Genomic DNA, 17,737 nt, shown 5'->3' on the forward strand with positions numbered 1-17,737 from the left:
CGCGTTGGCAAGGCCACCTGCGCTTTGCGCAGGCGGGCCAATGCGTCACTTCACGCGGCTGACGTACTCGCCCGAACGCGTGTCGACCTTGATGATTTCTTCCTGGCCGACGAACAGCGGCACGCGCACCACGGCACCAGTTTCCAGGGTGGCCGGCTTGCCGCCGCCGCCCGAGGTATCGCCGCGCACGCCCGGATCGGTCTCGACGATCTTCAGCTCGACGAAGTTCGGCGGCTGCACGGCGATCGGGGTGCCGTTCCACAGGGTGACCACGCACTCTTCCTCGCCCTTCAGCCACTTCTCGGCGCCGCCCATGCCGGCCTTGTCGGCCTGGACCTGCTCGAAGGACTCCTGGTTCATGAAGTGCCAGTACTCGCCGTCGCTGTACAGGTACTGCATGTCGGTGTCGACCACGTCCGCCTGCTCGACGCTGTCGGTGGCCTTCATGGTCATTTCGACGACGCGGCCCGACTTGATGCTGCGGTACTTCACGCGGGTGAAGGCCTGGCCCTTGCCCGGCTTGACGTATTCGGTCTCGGTGATGATGCACGGGTCGTTGTTGACCAGGATCTTCTGTCCGTTCTTGACGTCGTTCATGCCCAGGCTGGCCATGGTGAAACTCCTGCTAAGTGAATAGGTATCGGGGCGCCGCCCGCCGATGTGCGGCGGAGGCTAGAATGGCGGGTTGTTGTGCCGGGCCAGCGGGCCGCGGCGCAAGGAAAACCGATCCGCCATGATACCCGCAGCCCCCCTCCCTATGCAGCCCGCCCCGACCGGCCAGCGCTGGCAACAGCTTTGGCGCGAAGCCGTGCGCGATCCGCGCGAACTGCTCCGGCTGCTGCAGCTGGATGCCGCGGCGCTGGGGGTGTCCGATGAGGCCGCCGCGCAGTTCCCGCTGCGCGTGCCGCGCGGGTTCATCGCCCGCATGCGCCCCGGCGACGCCAACGACCCCCTGCTGCGCCAGGTACTGCCGATCGGCGAGGAAATGCGGCCCATGCCGGGCTTCAGCCTGGATGCCGTCGGCGATGCCGCGGCCAAGGCCGGCGATGGCGTCATCCGCAAGTACCGCGGCCGCGCCCTGCTGGTGGCCACGGGCAGCTGCGCGGTGAACTGCCGCTACTGCTTCCGCCGGCACTTCCCGTACGGAGACGAGACCGCGGCCGCAGGCGGCTGGCGCGAGGCGGTCGAGCTGATCCGCGCCGATGCCGGCATCGACGAGGTGATCCTGTCCGGCGGCGATCCCTGGTCACTGGCGACCGCCAAGCTGGCCGAACTCACGGCCGCGCTGGCCACCGTCCCGCATCTGAAGCGCCTGCGCATCCACACCCGCCTGCCGGTGGTCCTGCCCGAACGCGTCGACGACGCACTGCTGGAGTGGCTCGCGGGCCTGCCCTGGCCGGTCACCGTGGTGCTGCACGCCAACCATGCCAACGAGTTCGATGCGGCCGTCGATGCCGCGCTGGCGCGACTGCGCCGGGCTGGCGTTACTTTGCTAAATCAGGCGGTACTGCTGCGCGGCGTCAATGACGACGTCGACACGCTCGCCGCCCTGAGCGAGCGCGGCTATCGTGCCGGCGTCCTGCCGTACTACCTGCACCAGCTCGATCGCGTACAGGGCGCCGCGCATTTCGAAGTGTCGGACGAGCGCGCCCGCGAACTGCATCGCGCCCTCGCCGCCCGCCTGTCGGGCTACCTGGTGCCGAGGCTGGTGCGCGAAGTGGCAGGCGATCCGGGAAAGCGGCCGCTGTAGCTCTCACTTCACGCCGCCCTGCGTGGACGGGAACATCTGCTTCGTGTCATAAACGCGCTGGGGAGGAGCCACGGATGCAATTCGGCAAAGACACGGCGCTGCGCCTGCTGATCGTCGACGACAGCGTCGAGGCAGCTGAGGCCATCGTCAGCGGACTGCGCAACAGCGGTATTGCGGTACGGCCGTCCCGGCCGGAAAGCGAAGACGATCTGAAGGCGCTGATCTCCCAGCAGCCTCCCGACCTCGTGCTCGCCGCTCGCTCTGCGCACACCGTGCCATTGGACAAGGTCATGCAGGTGGTGACGGCGACTGGCAAGGACTTGCCGGTGCTGGTGCTGATCAACCAGCTCGACGACAGCCGCCTGCTCCAGGCGATGGCGCTGGGCGCACGCGGCGTTGTGCTCCGTGAGCACATGGACCATGTGCAGAACACGATCCGTGCCGAGTGGGCCGACCTGGAAGCACGTCGCTCGCTGCGTCGGCTCGAGGCGCAGGTCCGCGAGACCGAGCGCCGCTGCGACGCGCTGATCGATTCCTCGCGCGATCCGATCGCCTACATCCACGAAGGCATGCACATCCGGGCCAATCCGGCCTACCTGGAGATTTTCGGCTTCGACGCGTTCGAGGACATCGAGGGGATGTCCCTGCTCGACCTGATCGCGCCGCAGCACGTCAGCAACTTCAAGCAGCTGCTCAAGCAGCTGTCCAAGGGCGAGCCGCCGCCGCCGCGCTACGACACCCAGGCGCGGGCGCTGGACGGCGGCCTGTTCCCGGCCGTCATGGAGTTCACCCAGGCCAGCTACGAGGGCGAGACCTGCCTGCAGGTCGTGCTGCGCCGCCAGGAACTCGACCCCGAGCTCGCCCGCGAAGTCGAGGAACTGCGCCAGCGCGACCAGGTCACCGGCCTGCTCAATCGCGCCACGTTCCTGCGCGCGCTCGAGGACTGCGTCGCCGATGCCGCCCAGAACGCCTCGCACCACGCTTTGCTTCTGGTGGAGCCGGACCACTACACCCGCCTGATGCAGGACATCGGCCTGGACGCCGCCGACGACCTGATCGCCGCCTTCGCGGCGCGCCTGCGCTCGGCCCTGGGTCCGGACGACATCGCCGCGCGCTTCTCAGAACACCAGTTCGCCGTGCTCGGCCGCAACAGCGACCACCTTGGCACCACGGCGCTCGCCGAAAAGGTGCGCTCGGCTTTCGCAAACGACGTGCTGGAAATCGGCAGCCGCTCGCTCACGGCCACGGTCAGCATCGGCGGCGTACAGATCGGCGAGAAGATCGCCAGCGTCACCGCGGTGCTGGGCAAGGCCAACCAGGGCGTCCAGTCGACGATCGGCGTGGGCGGCAACCGCGTCGACCTGTTCGACCCGGGTGCGGTCGATCGCGCCGAGGAAGAACGGATCGAGGCCTGGGTGGCACGCATCCGCGATGCCCTGGACGGCGATCGCTTCCTGATGAATTACCAGCCGCTGATCAGCCTGCACGGCGAGCCCGGCGAGATGTACGAAGGCTACCTGCGCATGCAGGGCGACGAACCGGGCGAACTGGTGCAGCCGCTGACCTTCCTGCAGATCGCCGAGGAACACGGCCTGTTGTGGGAGATCGACCGCTGGGTCGTCGGCAAGGCGATCCAGGTCATCGGCGACCGCCAGCGCAGCGGTAAGCGCACCACCATGCTGGTGAAGATCACCCAGGCCTCGCTGCAGGACGACAGCCTGCTGCGGCATATCGAGGAGAAGCTGGCCAAGCACGGCACCGACGGCAGCCTGCTGGTGCTGCAGCTTCCGGAAGCCAAGGTGTTCACCAACCTGCGCGCCGCACAGGAATTCCAGAGCAAGGTCGCGCGTTTCGGCGTGCGCGTGGGCCTGGAGCAGTTCGGCGCGGGCCTGAACTCCTTCCAGTTGCTCAGCCATTTCGACGCGGCATTCCTCAAGATCGACCGCGGCTTCATGCAGGACCTGCCGAGCAACACCGACCACCAGCAGCGCATCCGCGAGATCGCCGACAAGGCGCACGAACTGGGCAAGCAGACCATCGCCGAGTTCGTGCAGGACGCGGGCAGCATGACGGTCCTGTTCGGCGCCGGCATCGACTACGCGCAGGGCCATTTCCTCGCAGCCGCGGGGCCGGAGATGGACTGGGAGTTCGAGTAACGACTTACCGACGCTTTGAGCCGCCCGCCCATCCGATGGGCCACGAAAAAGCCCGCCATCCGGCGGGCTTTTTTCGTGTTGCGAAACGTCGGGGACCTCAGGTCACCACGCGTCCGCGCACCTGCTCGACCGGGGCGTTGCGCAGGGTCTGGATGCGCTCCTCGAGCGGCGGGTGGCTCATCAGCAGGCGGCGCAGGCCATGGCCGACCGCGCCGCTGATGCCGAAGGCCTGTACGGTCTTGGGCAGCGTGCTCTCGCCGTAGGTCTGCGACAGGCGCTCCAGCGCCGAGATCATCTTGTCGCGGCCGGCCAGGCGCGCACCGCCGGCGTCGGCACGGAACTCGCGGTGACGCGAGAACCACATCGCGATCATGCTGGCGAACAAGCCGAACACCATGTCCAGCACGAACACGATCACGTAGTAACCAATGCCTGGGCTGCCCTCGCGGTTGCCGCTGAGGTAGCCGTCGATCACGCGGCCGACCACGCGCGCCAGCACGATCACGAACGTGTTCAGCACGCCCTGGATCAGCGCCATCGTCACCATGTCGCCGTTGGCGACGTGGCTGACTTCATGGCCCAGCACCGCCTCGGCCTCGTCGCGGTTCATCGCCCGCAGCAGGCCGGTGGACACGGCGACCAGCGAATTGTTGCGGCTCGGGCCGGTAGCGAAGGCGTTGATCTCGGGGCCGTCGTAGATCGCGACCTCCGGCATCTTGATGCCGGCGGCCTCGGCCTGGCGGCGCACGGTATTGACCAGCCACTGCTCGGACTCGTTGCGCGGCTGCTCGATCACGTGGGCGCCGGTGCTGCGCTTGGCGATCCACTTGGAGGTCATCAGCGAGATCAGCGAGCCACCGAAGCCGAACACGGTCGCCATCACCAGCAGGCTGCCGTTGTTGCCAAGGTTGATGCCAGCGCGCTGGAGCAGCGCCATGACGATGCTGAGCAGCGCCAGCACCGCGAGATTGGTGGCCAGGAACAGAGCGATACGTTTGAACATGACGGAACCTTTCGCGCACCACGCGCGTTCAGAACAGAAAATGTGGCAGGCTGGCGTTGAATTCAAGTGAACCCGTCACCACGCGCTTTGCCACGCCTGCCCGCAGTGCCCAGCCCTACGACGACATCCTACCGCGGCCGGTTCGCCCCCTCTCCGACCGGCGAGCTGCATTTCGGTTCCCTGCTGGCGGCCTTCGGCAGCTGGCTGCTGGCGCGGCATGCCGGCGGCGCCTGGCTGGTACGGGTGGAGGACCTGGATCCGCCTCGCGAAGTCGCCGGCGCGTCGGAACGGCAGCTCGCCACGCTGGCGGCCTTCGGCCTGCACAGCGACGAGCCGGTGGTTCGCCAGAGCGATCGCGGCGCGCTGTACCAGGTGGCCATCGATCGCCTGCTCGCCGCCGGCCTCGCCTTCGAATGCCATTGCAGCCGCACGGTGCTCGCCGCCAGCGGAGGCATCCATCGGGCCTGCGTGCGCACGAAACGTGCCGACCCCGCCATCCGCCTGCGCGTACCCGACGGAACGGTGGTGACGTTCGAGGATGCCGTGCACGGCATGCAATCCCAGGATGTGGCGGGCGAGGTCGGCGATTTCGTCCTCAGGCGGGCCGATGGCTACTGGGCCTACCAGTTGGCGGTGGTCGTCGACGATGCCGCGCAGGGCATCACCGATGTCGTGCGCGGTGCCGACCTGCTCGACTCCACCGCACGACAGATCCTGCTGCAGCGTGCCCTGGGATTGCCCATGCCCCGTTATGCGCACCTGCCGCTGGTGCTGGGCCAGGATGGCCGCAAGCTCTCCAAGTCCGATGCCGCAATGCCGGTCGACGCGGACGATCCGCTGCCGGCGCTGCGCGAAGCCTGGCGCTGGCTCGGCCAGGCGCCCGAGGCGTTGACCAGCGCACAGGACCTGCCGACCCTGCTCGCACTTGCCCGGGCTGCATTCGATCCATCCGTCATTCCGGCGCGCGGCGGCCGTACACCGGAAGCGGCGCCCTCGAACGTCACATTTGCGTCCTAGACTCGACCGCGCGCGATCGAATGCCTAGGATCGATCCTGCAACCGATTCGAAAGCACATCCGCAACCGGGGAGAGACGACAATGCAGTCACGCGTGGCACTGGTCACCGGCGGCACCGGTGGTATCGGCACTTCGATCATCCGCCGCCTGGCCCAGTCGGGTCATCGCGTCGCCACCAACTACCGCGACGAGGCCAGGGCCCTCGCCTGGCAGGCGCTGATGCGCGACCAGGGCGTCGAGGTTGCCCTCGCCCGCGGCGACGTGTCCTCGGCCGAAGAATCGGCGGGCATGGTGCGCGAGGTCGAGCGCCAGCTCGGCCCCGTCGACATCCTCATCAACAACGCGGGCATCACCCGCGACTCGACCTTCCACAGGATGGACGTGCTGCAGTGGAACGAGGTGATCAGCACCAACCTCAATTCCTGCTTCAACGTCACCCGCCCGGTGATCGAAGGCATGCGCGAGCGCCGCTGGGGCCGCGTCGTGCAGATCAGCTCGATCAACGGATTGAAGGGCCAGTACGGCCAGGCCAACTACGCCGCCGCCAAGGCCGGCATGCACGGCTTCACGATTTCGCTGGCTCGCGAGAACGCCCGCTTCGGCATCACCGTCAACACCGTCTCGCCGGGCTACGTCGCCACCGACATGGTGATGGCGGTGCCGGAGGAAGTGCGCGCCAAGATCGTCGCCGAGATCCCCACCGGCCGGCTCGGCGCACCGGAGGAGATCGCCTACGCGGTGTCCTTCCTGACCGCCGATGAAGCCGCCTGGATCACCGGCTCCAACCTCGACATCAATGGCGGCCACCACATGGGCTGGTGATGCGGACGGCATCCCCCGGGGATGCCAGCCGTACCGCGATCTTGAACGGCGCGCCCGTGCAGGCTTGCAAGGCCCCGCGGGCTGCGCCATGCTGCGAAGCATCATGATTTAGAGCCAAAGCTCGATGGCCTCGATCCGCGTCATCAAGAAGTATCCGAACCGGCGTCTCTACGACACCGAAATCTCGAGCTACATCACGATCGAGGACGTGCGCCAGTTGATCGTCGATGGCGAGGAGTTCGAGGTGCGCGATGCCCGCAGCGGCGAGGACCTCACCCGCCAGGTGCTGCTGCAGATCATCGCCGAGCACGAGCAGGACGGCGAACCGGTGCTGTCGACGCAACTGCTGAGCCAGATCATCCGTTTCTACGGCGACTCGCTGCAGGGCTTCATGGGTAATTACCTGGAGCGCTCGATGCAGGCCTTCCTCGACCAGCAGCAGCAGTTCCGCAACCAGATGGGCGGCATGCTGGGCCAGACGCCCTGGGCGATGATGAACCAGCTCACCGAGCGCAACCTCGCGCTGTGGAACGAGTTCCAGCGCAACCTGTCCGGCAACATGGGCCAGAGCGCCAGTGCCGAACAGAAGAAGACCGGCAACAAGCGCTGACGCCGCCGTCCGCGCTCCGCACAGAAGCCTCCCCAGTTCATGAATCCCCGCATCGCTGTCGTCAGCGGCGGCATCGGCGGTCTTGGCACCGCGATCTGCCTGTCCCTCGCCCGCCACGGCCGCCGCGTGATCGCGGCAGACCTCGATCGTGATCCCCAGCGCGTCGCCGGGTTCGCCGAAGCCACGCAGGACCACGACATCCGTTTCGCGCCACTCGACGTCACCGACCCCGAGGCCTGTGCCGGCTTCGTGCAGGGCATCGAGGAGGAGCACGGCGCGATCGACGTGCTGGTCAACGCCGCCGGCATCACCCGCGACACGCGCCTGCGCAACATGGCGCGCACGCAATGGGACGAGGTCATGTCGGTCAACCTCGACGGCGTGTTCAACCTGTGCCGGCCGGCGGTCGACGGCATGATCCGCCGCAGCTTCGGCCGCATCGTCAATATCAGCTCGGTCAACGGCCAGACCGGACAATCCGGGCAGACCAACTACGCGGCAGCGAAGGCCGGCATGCACGGCTTCACGATGGCGCTTGCGCGCGAAGTCGCGCGTCACGGCGTCACCGTCAATTCGGTGTCGCCCGGCTACTGCGAAACCGCGATGGTCATGGCGCTCAATGAGGACGCCCGCCGGAAGATCGTCGATGGCGTCCCGGCCGGGCGCCTCGGCAAGCCCGAGGAAATCGCACGCGCGGTCGAGTTCCTCGCCGCCGACGACGCCGGCTTCATCACCGGCGCCAACCTGCCGGTCAACGGCGGCTTGTTCATGAGCTTCTGACCTGCTGGCGGACTCGTCCGCCGCCGGTCTACGATGCCCCCGGGGACAAGCCCGCCGCGCGGGCAACGGGGAATGCCATGGATCGCAAGTACGCCTTCGCGGCGCTGCCGCTGCTGGCCGCCGTTCTCGCCGCACCGTGCATATCGAACGCCGCAGACGCGCCGGACAAGCCGGTGCTCGTGCATATGCAGGCCGCGCTCGACATCGACCGCGACGGCCGGGTCGCGGCAGTCGAGCTCATCGACGGCGAGAAGCTGCCGGATGTGATCCGGCAACAGGCGCAGCAACGCGCCCTGGCACTGAAGTTCCAGCCGCCGGTAAAGGCAGGACAGCCCGTCGGCGGCCGCACCTACGCCCACGTACAGGCCTGCATCGCCCCAAAGGCGGACGGACTCGATGTCTCCTTCGCTTTTACCGGCAATGGCCCAGCCAGCACATACCACCCACCGCGCAAGCCTCAGTCACCTGCTCTGCCGATCGCCAAGCTCATGGGACAGGGTATCGATGGAATGAAAGGCAAGGTGGTCTATGTAGTGTCGGTGGATGGCAAGGCCACACTGGAGCGCGCGACGCTCGACGACCCCGAGCTGCAGGCGCAGTACGGCGAGTTGTGGCTCAAGGACCAGCGCGCGTTCTTCAAGCGCTTCCGTTATCGCCCTGAGCTGATCGATGGCGTGCCGACTCCTACGCGCGTGGAGGACGAGATCGAGAATCGATGGGTCCGTTACCACACCAGCAAAGAGGCCGAGGCCAACAGGCAGGCCGAAAGGCAGGCGCGCGCTGAAAGCTCCGACGCCTGCCGCGCCCTGCGCAGCGACGACGGCCGCCAACTCGCCAGCGACAGTCCGTTCAAGCGCATCGACGGCTGATCGGCTTCAGCGCGATGGCATTTTGAAAAGCCGGCCTCCGCGCCGGCTTTTTCGTGGCGCCATTTGCCGCATCCACCGCGTCGCCCGAAGGACGCCGCAAGCGCAACGCGCGCGCATACAATGCCGCCCGCGATGCGTTCCCCCGCCTTCCACCTGCGAATGAGCCTGCTGGCACTGGCCGCCATGCTGCTTCTGCTGGCCGTCCCGACGGCGGGACGCGTGCTCGCGTCGTCGTCCGACGACGGCGGGACGTGGGCGCAGATCTGCACGATGGCCGGGCTCAAGCTGGTCAAGATCGCGCCTGGCGACAGCAATCCCCTTCAACCGGAGCAGCCTGGCAACGGCATGCCGGACGGCGATTGCGCCTATTGCCCGATCCTCGGCGCGATGGCCGCGCTGCTGGTGTGGGTGGCGTTCGTCCTGCTACCGTCCACCGGATCGCCGCTGCGTCCACGCCGCGAGCCGCTGCCTCGGACAACGCGGCATCCCTGCGGGCTCGGATCGCGCGGTCCGCCGATCGCACTCTGAAACACAGCGCCATTCCCTGATCGCGCCCGCTCTGCCGGGTGCGCGCCTTGTGCTTTCCGGAGTTTTTCCATGCCTTCGTTATTCGACGCGATGCCCCACGCATCGCGCCTGGCCGTGGCTGCGTCCACGGCCCTGGCCGCGTTCGGCCCCACGACCGCCTTCGCCGATGCTTCCTTCGATTCCGCGACCACGCTTGACGCTGTGGAGGTACGCAGTCAACGCCCGCCCCTGGCCACGGTCGAAAGCCTGCGCCAGGCACAACAGCGCCTCGATGAACGCGCCGGTGCGACCGGCCTCGTCGACGGCGAGTCCTATCGCGACGGCCGTGCCAGCACGCTGACCGATGCGCTTGGCCATGCCACCGGCGTGTTCGTGCAATCGCGATTCGGTGCCGAGGAGGCGCGCCTGTCGATCCGCGGCTCGGGATTGCAACGCACCTTCCACGGCCGCGGCATCGTGCTGCTGCAGGACGGCAGTCCGCTCAACCTCGCCGATGGCGCCTTCGATTTCCAGGCCGTAGAGCCGTTGGCGGCGCGCCAGATCGAGGTCTACCGCGGCGCCAATGCACTCGAGTACGGCGCATCGACTCTCGGCGGTGCGCTCAACTTCATTTCGCCCACCGGCTACGATGCCGCGCCGCTGGGTTTACGCGTGGAGTCGGGCAGTTTCGGTTACCTGCGCAGCCAGGCGACGCTCGCCGGGTTTTCCGATCGTGCCGACGGCTACCTGAGCCTCACCGGCCTCCGCCAGGACGGCTACCGCGACCACTCGCAGCAGGAGAACTACCGGTTGTTCGGCAACGCCGGCTGGCGCTTCAGCGATGCGCTCGATGCGCGCGTCTACCTGACGCATGTCGATACCCGTTCTGAATTGCCGGGCAACCTCACCCTCGCCCAGTCACGCGACAACCCGCGCGCAGCGGCGCCGGCAAGCGTCGCACTCGACCAGCGCCGAGATTTCCGGCTCGACCGCATCGCCGGCAAACTCGGCTGGTCGCCGGGAGACGGCCGCACGCTGACGCTCTCGGCCTTCTACTCCGGCAAGTCGCTGCACCACCCGATCTACCAGGTGCTCGAACAGGAGTCGCACGACGCCGGCCTCGACCTGCGCTGGCGCAACGAAGGCGAACTGGGCGGACGCAGGAATGTCCTCGTTGCCGGTATGGCCTATACGCAGGGGGACATCGACGATGACCGCTTCATCAACGCCGCCGGCCATGCCGGTGCACGCACCAATCGCTTCGACCAGCACGCCACCAATGCCAGTGCCTACGTCGAGAACCAGACGTGGCTCGATGCGCGCTGGGTACTGTCGCTGGGCGCGCAGGGCCTGTCCTCCACGCGTCGCTCGCGCGACGGCTTCATCACCGCGGGCAGGGATGAAAGCTACGACGTGGACTACGCCGGGTTCAGCCCGAAGGTGGGGGTGCGTTACCTGATCGACGCGCATGGCGAATGGTTCGCCAACCTCAGCCGCAGCCTGGAACCGCCGAGCTTCGGCGAGCTCTCCGGCGGTCCCAATGTCACGCAGGTGGACAAGCAGCACGCGGATTCGGGCGAGGTCGGCTTCCGTGTGCGACGCGACGCGCTGACCATAGACGCCGCACTCTATCGAGCCCGGCTGCGCGGTGAACTGTTGTCGCTGAGCGACGCGCAGGGCAACCCGCTCGGCACCGTCAACGCAGGCCGAACGCTGCACCAGGGCCTCGAACTCGGCGCGGATTGGCATCTGGGACAGGCATGGACGCTGTCGGGCAACTACCTGTGGAACGACTTCCGTTTCGATCGCGATCCCGTGTACGGCGACAACGCACTGGCGGGCGTGCCGCCGCAGCAGATGCGGATGACGGTGCGCTGGTCACCCGGCGACGGGCTGTACATCGCGCCGAACGTCGAATGGGTACCGCAGGACTACTACGTCGATCACGCCAACAGTTTCCGTGCACCGGGTTACGCGGTCACCGGCCTGCGCATAGGCGGACACGTGGGCGCGCAGTGGTCGTGGTTCGTCGATGCGCGCAATCTCGGCGACCGCCGCTGGATCGCAAGCACCAATGTCGTTGCCGACGCGCATGGAATGGACCAGGCCAACTTCCTGCCCGGCGACGGACGTGCGTTCTATGCGGGCATCGAATGGCGCATGCCCTGATACACGCGTTGCAGAAAAAGCCGGCTCGCGCCGGCTTTTTCGTTCACCTCACTTCAACGGCGGCTGTCCCTGGCAGTACTTGGCGTAGTACTGCTCGGCCTGAGGCATCAGCGACTGCAGGTGTGCGATGCGATTCGCAGGATCGGGGTGCGTGGAGGCGAACTCCGGCGGCCGCTCGCCGCCTTCGAGCTGCGACATGCGCTCCCACAGCGGGATCGCTTCGTGCGGGTTGTAGCAGGCGGCTGCCGCCAGCATCAGCCCGACCTGGTCGGCCTGGCTCTCGTGATTGCGCCCATAAGGCAGGATCAGTCCGTACTGCGCGCCGGCGCCGAGCGCGGCCATCACCGCCTGCTGCTGCCCCGGATCCATGCCGCCCAGCGCGACGCCGGCCGCCATCTGCCCCATCTGCACCAGCTTCTGCTGCGCCATGCGCTGCGAGCCGTGGCGCAGGAGCGCGTGCGCGATTTCGTGGCCCATCACCACCGCCATCGCGTCCTGGTTTTTCGCGATCGGCAAGAGCCCGGTATAGACCGCCATCTTGCCGCCCGGCAGGCAGAACGCGTTGGCCTGGTCAGACTGGATCACCGCCACGTCCCACTGGAAGTTCTGATGGTCGGTCGGCGCCTGCTGGTTATATTGCGCAGCGAGGTCAGCGGTCACCTGCGGCACACGCGCGACCAGGCGCTGCGCGATCTCGCGGATCTGCTTGCTCACCTGCGCATCGGGCGGCATCAGCGCGCCCTGCGCGTTGGCGTCGCCGATCACTTGCTGGAAGGCCTGCGCACCGAGCTGCACTTCTTCTTCCGCGGTCGCTCCGTAATGCGCCTTCTCGCCGGTGTACGGATCGACCTTGGCACTGCCGAACCACTGCCAGGCCGCGTAGCCGGCAAACAGGATCAGGATCCACCAGCGGATGCCGCCGAAGCCGCGTCGTGGGCGGCCTTGCCCGCCGTAGCTGCTGCCCATCGGATCGACTCTCATCTGCACACTCCTTCGGTCAGATTCCAACCCGTCGCAACCGGGTTGTCAGATCTCGCGCGCCACCCGGAATCCGGTGCGCGCACTGGTGGCGTTTGCCTCGCCGCTCGTGCGCCAGGACGAGCGCATCTCGTTGGGCGAACTGGCCCAGGAACCGCCACGCACCACGCGCGAGCGGCAGCCGGGATTCAACCAGGCCTCGCCGTCTCTCGGTGCACGGCGGTAGGTATCGTGCCAGCAGTCGGCCACCCACTCGCTGACATTGCCCGCCATGTCGTGAAGACCGAATGCATTGGCATCGTAGCGCCCGACCGTCGCGGGACCCCATGCGCCGTCGCCGTAGCGGGCGAAGGCATTACGCCAATGACGCCCGCTTGGCGAAGCATCGAGTGACCCGGTGAAATTGCCGCTGTTGGGGGGCGGTGCTCCTGCGCCCCACGGATACAGGCCGCCTCCTCCGGCACGCAGCGCGTATTCGAATTCAGCTTCGCTGAGCAGGCGGTAGCGCTGGCCGGTCTGCTCCGACAGCCATTGCGCGTAGGCCGTCGCGTCTTTCGCGCTGACATGGACGACCGGCATCGAATCCGCCGCGGGATGGCCGGCATAGTCGTCCTGCCAATCGACGTTGCCACTGCGCACGAAGTTGCCGCTGCGTTCGTCGTACGCGGTCGAATAGCCGCGCCGGGTCGCTCGCGGACGATGCTTGCTGGCCTGCACGAAGCGGCGGAACTCGCCGACGGTGATCTCGTACCGGGATACCGCGAGGCCACGCTCGAACCGGATGTTGCGCGCCGGGCGCTCGGTCTCTCCGCCGGGCTCGCCTTCGGCCGCCCCCATGCGGAACGCACCGTGCGGGATCACCACCATCTGCGGCCCGCGCCCGCCGTTGCGGATGCCGTCGGTCAACACCTGTCCCGGACGGAACAAACCGTAATGCGTGGCGAGGTCGATGCGCTGTCGCAATTCCGCGGAGGCAGGATCGGCGGCAGGTGCGATGCGCAACATCGTCGCCAGGTAGCCGCGCGCATCATCGATGCCACCCTCGCGCGTCAATGCCGCGATACCGAGGTCGCGCAGGCGCCCGACGCGCACCACGCGCTGCATCGCGATGCGTGCGCGCGCATCGTCCACCGAGGGGAAACCCGGCCGCACCTTGGCGGCCTGGTCGAGCCAGCGCGCCGCGGTCTCGTAGTCGTCGGCCGAGGCCGACAGCTCGGCGCGACGGATCAGCGTGCTCTCCGACGCGGCGAGTCCCTGCATCGCGCGCACGTCGCCGGGACGCAGGCGCAGCGCTTCGCGGAAATGACCGATCGCGCCCGGGCCGTCCTCGCCCAGGCGATCGGCATTGAGCGCGTTCTCGCCGAGGCGGTTGGCTTCCTGCGCTTCGTCGGCGCGGTCCAGCCGTTCGAGGTAAGCCGTCACGCGGTCGTCGTCGGCCGCCACGACACGCGCGACCGCCGCCACTTCGTGCGCACGGCGCAGAGACAGAGGATCGTCGTCGATCCGCTGGAGCGCCTCGTCGCCCTGCTTCACCAGCGCCGTCACGGCACGCTGCAGTCCCTGGCCTGTCGCGGCGTCGTCCGACTTGTGCGCTCGCAGGGCCAGGTACAGCGGGATCGCGCCGCTGGCGTCGTCGAACAGGTTTCCCGCCTGCAATGCGGCCGACGCCTGGCGCCGCAGCTTGGCGGCGTTGGCGTCGGTGACCTCGACGGCCGGTGCGCGCCACGGCGGGACCGGCGATACCGCCTGGTCGGCGCTGATCGTGACGATCGGCGCGCGCGCCGGACCGGCATCGCTGCGAGCGTCCTGTCCGCCCTGATCGCGCGAGCAACCGGCAAGCACCCCCGCCAGCAACACTCCCGCCCATCCGGCTACGACATGTGCGCGCAATCGCCCTCCTGACCTCGATCGGGGCCTCGCCGGGATCCGTCAGACCCGGTTCGGCAAAAAAGAGTCGAACCGCCCGAACCGGGCCCGCCGAAAGTAGGCTATTGTCGCCCGCCCCGGCAACCTCGCCCGCCCAACGTGTCCCTCTGGATCAATACCCCCGCCGCGCTGCAGGCGCACCTCGAACGCCGTCCCGCCCGCATCGGGCTGGATACCGAGTTCGTGCGCGAGCGCACCTTCTGGCCGCAACTGGCCCTGGTGCAGATCGCCATCGAGAACGGCCATGACGGCGGCGACGGCCCTAGCGAGACGATCCTGCTGATCGACCCGCTGGTGCCCGGCATGGCGCAGGCGCTGGTGCCGGTGCTGACCGACCCGGCGGTGCTGAAGATCATGCACAGCCCGAGCGAGGACCTGGTCGCGTTCCGGCACACCTGCGGCGTGGTGCCCAAGCCGTTGTTCGACACGCAGCAGGCGGCGGCGCTGGCCGGCGTCGGCGCCGGACTGGGCTACCAGAAACTGCTCGAGCAGCTGACCGGCGTCGCCCTGGCCAAGGGCGAGACGCGATCCGACTGGCTGCGTCGCCCGCTCTCACCGTCGCAGCTGGAGTACGCCGCCGACGACGTGCGCCATCTGTTCGAACTGAACGACATCCTCGATGGCATGCTCGACAAGCTCGGCCGGCGCGAATGGCTGGCCGAGGATGCCGCCCGCACGATCGTCAACGCCGAGAACGAGGCACCCGAGCGCTGGCCTCACCTGTCGATGCGCAGTGCATCGTTCCTCGATCGCGATTCGCAGCGTCGACTGTTGCGCCTGCTGCGCTGGCGCGACGTCTATGCCCGCGAGACCGACCGTCCGCGCAACTGGGTGCTCGACAACGAACTCGCCGTCGCCATCGCGCGGCGTGCTCCCACCGACCGGCAGGAACTGCAGGACCAGCTCGACGCCCATCCCAAGGCACCGCGCAAGCTCGGCGACACGATCTGGCGCGTGCTCGACACTCCCTTGCAGGACGAGGACGAGGCCCCTGACGCCACCCTCGGCGAAACCCGCGACAAGCAGCAGCTGCGCCGCCTGCAGGATGCTGTCGCCGCGCGCAGCGCCGCACTCGGCCTGCCCGACGGCGTGCTCGCCTCGCGCCGCTGGCTGGAAGCCTTGATGGACCAGGGCACCTGGCCCGACGCCCTCGCCGGCTGGCGCCGCGCCGCACTCGAAGCTGACCTGGCGCCGCTGCTGGGCACGCAGGAGTAATCACTCGCGTAGGCCCTGCACGCGATTCCGTCGCAGGGCCTCCGATGACATCATGCGATCAAGACGATCGCGAAGAACAATGCCATGCCCCGTAAAGCGCAGCCCTCCGACAAAGTGCTCAAGAGCCTGCGCGAGTTCGGTCTCGCCTACCCCGGTGCGCACACCAAGAGCCCTTGGCCCGGTCATCTGGACCTCGCCGTCAAGGACAAGACCTTCACCTACCTGAGCATCGAGGGCGAGCCCTTCAGCATCAGCTGCAAGCTGCCGCAATCGCACTCCGAAGCCTTGTGGCTGCCGTTCGCAAAGCCCACCGGCTACGGCCTGGGCAAGAGCGGCTGGGTCACCGCCACGTTCGAAGCCGGCGAAGAACCGCCGATGGACCTGTTCAAGGCGTGGATCGACGAAAGCTATCGCGCGCAGGCACCGAAGAAGCTGGTGGCGCAGATCGGGAAGTGAGGCATTCCTCCCATGAGCAATGCGCATGTCGCACGCTCGCCTCCAGTTCCCGGTACCGGGGGATGGGGCATCCGCTGGTAACCTCCGGGACAAGGGGCCGCAACGAGCGGCGGCAAGGGGGCAAGAAGATGGCATCACAGGGATTGCGTAGCGTAGCTCTGCACATGGGGGTTTCGCTTTCGTTGCTTGTCGCGTCCGTTAATGCACAGGCAGCCACTACCGAAACCGCCACGACGCCTGAATCGGACGCGGCCAGGGTCCTCCGGTACACACGCGCACTGGAGGCGTCGCCTGATCGCGCGGACGCGCCTGAACTTCGCAAATGGCTGATGGAATGGGCAGTCGAAACGCCCGATTACGTCGTCAACGTCTGTGACGTGCTCGACCTCGCCCATCCGGGCGACGACACCACGCCCCATGCCGGCGAGCTGTTGATGCAGGTGGTTTACGGAAACGCCGCGTTCCAGGTCGAGCACGGCGCGCAAACCGACGAACTGTCGAAGCAGGTCGCGGCGGTCGAAAGCGCACTGCGCGCTTATGCCGCGTTCGTCGCCAAGGATGCAAAGGCGAAGGTTCCCCATCTGGATGCGCTGGTCGCGAAGCGGAACGCGGGCACGCTGCGCGAATATCTGACGCCGGTCGTGGCGAAGGAGTGCGGCAGCCGCCCTGCGACCACCGCGAAGTCAGGTGATCCCATCGACGCGCCGAAAGCCTCCGAGACGGTGTTCCTCGGCGGCTTCCTCCAGGAATCGCACGTGGTGTATCCCGTCAAGCTCGATGGTTGGGAGATGCAGGGCGAACATCGTTACGACACGCAGGAAGCCGGCGCCTCCGTCCGGTTCCAGCGCGCTGGCGGCAAGAGTGGCTGGATCGACGTTTTCTTCTACCCGGTCGGCGTGCTGTCCGATGAGGACGTGGCGAAGATGGCCGGCACCGAACGCCAGACGCTGCTCGATACCTGGAGCAAGTCGATGGCAAGTCCGCAGGACATGACCGCGTTGGCGACTTTTGCTGTGCCGATCGGAGACGCCAGCGGCATCACCGCTTACGGCGTCGATTTCGCCTATGCACGCGACGGGAAGGTGCTCAGTTCGGCGATGGTGTTCACGGTCGACCGGATGTACGCCATCAAGTTTCGCTACAGCGCCGAGGCGTCGACGTCCACGCGTACCCGCGTGCGTCAGGACCTGGAGCAGTTCGCGAGGCACATGCTGCTGCGGCTCGACATCAGCAACACGGGTGGCTGCGGGTCGGCACAGGCGCCTCGTTACGAAGGGTGCACGGGTGCGGAGCCGTTTCAGCCGGACGTGAAGGACGGCATGCGCGAACTGCGCTTCGAGTACCGCGCCAGCGAGCCGGCACCGATGGATCGTCCGCTGAGGGCCAAGCGTTCGGGGACCGGTTGACCGCGGACACAGGCGGCCAATGCGGCGCTTCACGTTTGCGCCTGCACCCGCTCGTAATCTGCAGGATTAAAGC

At 67.6% G+C, this 17,737-nt stretch carries 16 protein-coding genes; 12 read left to right on the plus strand and 4 right to left on the minus strand.

The annotated features are described in order from the left end of the window. Nucleotides 1-45 precede the first annotated feature (45 nt). The gene (efp, locus tag IU514_RS05670; RefSeq protein WP_194930129.1) at nucleotides 46-612 is read right to left on the minus strand and encodes an elongation factor P; all 567 of its coding nucleotides are present in this window, start codon (nucleotides 610-612) and stop codon (nucleotides 46-48) included. A 121-nt stretch (nucleotides 613-733) separates the two neighbouring features. Here efp and epmB point away from each other — a divergent pair, with 121 nt between their 5' ends. Further along, complete coding sequence (epmB, locus tag IU514_RS05675; protein ID WP_194930130.1) at nucleotides 734-1,750, plus strand: EF-P beta-lysylation protein EpmB; 1,017 nt, start codon at nucleotides 734-736, stop codon at nucleotides 1,748-1,750. 74 nt (nucleotides 1,751-1,824) lie between these two features. After that, a complete protein-coding gene (locus tag IU514_RS05680) occupies nucleotides 1,825-3,906 on the plus strand; it encodes an EAL domain-containing response regulator (RefSeq protein WP_194930131.1) in 2,082 nt (693 codons plus the stop codon). 97 nt (nucleotides 3,907-4,003) lie between these two features. Here the strand turns inward: IU514_RS05680 and htpX are convergent, their stop codons facing one another. Further along, nucleotides 4,004-4,909: a protease HtpX gene (gene htpX / locus IU514_RS05685; RefSeq protein WP_194930132.1), complete on the minus strand. Its 906-nt coding sequence runs from the start codon at nucleotides 4,907-4,909 to the stop codon at nucleotides 4,004-4,006. Nucleotides 4,910-5,014: 105 nt separating this feature from the next. Here htpX and gluQRS point away from each other — a divergent pair, with 105 nt between their 5' ends. From gluQRS to IU514_RS05720, 7 genes are all read left to right on the plus strand, one after another. Further along, nucleotides 5,015-5,926 carry a tRNA glutamyl-Q(34) synthetase GluQRS gene (gluQRS, locus tag IU514_RS05690; protein WP_194930133.1) on the plus strand — a complete coding sequence of 304 codons (912 nt, stop codon included), beginning with the start codon at nucleotides 5,015-5,017 and terminating at the stop codon, nucleotides 5,924-5,926. Between the two features lie 81 nt (nucleotides 5,927-6,007). After that, a complete protein-coding gene (gene phbB / locus IU514_RS05695; RefSeq protein ID WP_194930134.1) occupies nucleotides 6,008-6,748 on the plus strand; it encodes an acetoacetyl-CoA reductase in 741 nt (246 codons plus the stop codon). A gap of 124 nt (nucleotides 6,749-6,872) precedes the next feature. Beyond that, on the plus strand, nucleotides 6,873-7,358 hold the full coding sequence (phaR, locus tag IU514_RS05700) for a polyhydroxyalkanoate synthesis repressor PhaR (RefSeq protein ID WP_194930135.1): 486 nt from the start codon (nucleotides 6,873-6,875) through the stop codon (nucleotides 7,356-7,358). A gap of 39 nt (nucleotides 7,359-7,397) precedes the next feature. Then, nucleotides 7,398-8,138, plus strand: coding sequence for an acetoacetyl-CoA reductase (gene phbB / locus IU514_RS05705; RefSeq protein WP_194930136.1), 741 nt, complete (start codon nucleotides 7,398-7,400; stop codon nucleotides 8,136-8,138). Nucleotides 8,139-8,215: 77 nt separating this feature from the next. After that, on the plus strand, nucleotides 8,216-9,007 hold the full coding sequence (locus IU514_RS05710) for an energy transducer TonB (protein ID WP_194930137.1): 792 nt from the start codon (nucleotides 8,216-8,218) through the stop codon (nucleotides 9,005-9,007). 132 nt (nucleotides 9,008-9,139) lie between these two features. Beyond that, on the plus strand, nucleotides 9,140-9,535 hold the full coding sequence (locus IU514_RS05715; RefSeq protein WP_194930138.1) for a DUF2946 family protein: 396 nt from the start codon (nucleotides 9,140-9,142) through the stop codon (nucleotides 9,533-9,535). A gap of 69 nt (nucleotides 9,536-9,604) precedes the next feature. Next, nucleotides 9,605-11,683, plus strand: a complete 2,079-nt coding sequence (locus IU514_RS05720; RefSeq protein ID WP_194930139.1) for a TonB-dependent receptor family protein — start codon at nucleotides 9,605-9,607, stop codon at nucleotides 11,681-11,683. Between the two features lie 48 nt (nucleotides 11,684-11,731). On the opposite strand, the gene IU514_RS05725 is transcribed toward IU514_RS05720, so the two are convergent. Further along, nucleotides 11,732-12,664 carry a M48 family metallopeptidase gene (locus IU514_RS05725; protein WP_194930140.1) on the minus strand — a complete coding sequence of 311 codons (933 nt, stop codon included), beginning with the start codon at nucleotides 12,662-12,664 and terminating at the stop codon, nucleotides 11,732-11,734. Nucleotides 12,665-12,709: 45 nt separating this feature from the next. Next, nucleotides 12,710-14,518, minus strand: coding sequence for an SUMF1/EgtB/PvdO family nonheme iron enzyme (locus IU514_RS05730; RefSeq protein ID WP_324187788.1), 1,809 nt, complete (start codon nucleotides 14,516-14,518; stop codon nucleotides 12,710-12,712). A 168-nt stretch (nucleotides 14,519-14,686) separates the two neighbouring features. Between IU514_RS05730 and rnd the strand changes: the two genes are divergently transcribed. The 3 genes from rnd to IU514_RS05745 all read left to right on the plus strand — a co-directional run bounded on the left by rnd (nucleotide 14,687) and on the right by IU514_RS05745 (nucleotide 17,664). After that, nucleotides 14,687-15,802: a ribonuclease D gene (gene rnd, locus IU514_RS05735; RefSeq protein WP_194930141.1), complete on the plus strand. Its 1,116-nt coding sequence runs from the start codon at nucleotides 14,687-14,689 to the stop codon at nucleotides 15,800-15,802. A gap of 84 nt (nucleotides 15,803-15,886) precedes the next feature. After that, nucleotides 15,887-16,258 (plus strand): MmcQ/YjbR family DNA-binding protein, encoded by a 372-nt coding sequence (locus tag IU514_RS05740; protein WP_194930142.1) that lies wholly within the window; start codon nucleotides 15,887-15,889, stop codon nucleotides 16,256-16,258. Between the two features lie 329 nt (nucleotides 16,259-16,587). Then, nucleotides 16,588-17,664, plus strand: coding sequence for a hypothetical protein (locus IU514_RS05745; protein WP_194930143.1), 1,077 nt, complete (start codon nucleotides 16,588-16,590; stop codon nucleotides 17,662-17,664). Nucleotides 17,665-17,737: the final 73 nt, after the last annotated feature.

The organism is Lysobacter niastensis (assembly GCF_015453285.1).
In the GTDB taxonomy this organism is placed as follows: domain Bacteria; phylum Pseudomonadota; class Gammaproteobacteria; order Xanthomonadales; family Xanthomonadaceae; genus Lysobacter_J; species Lysobacter_J niastensis.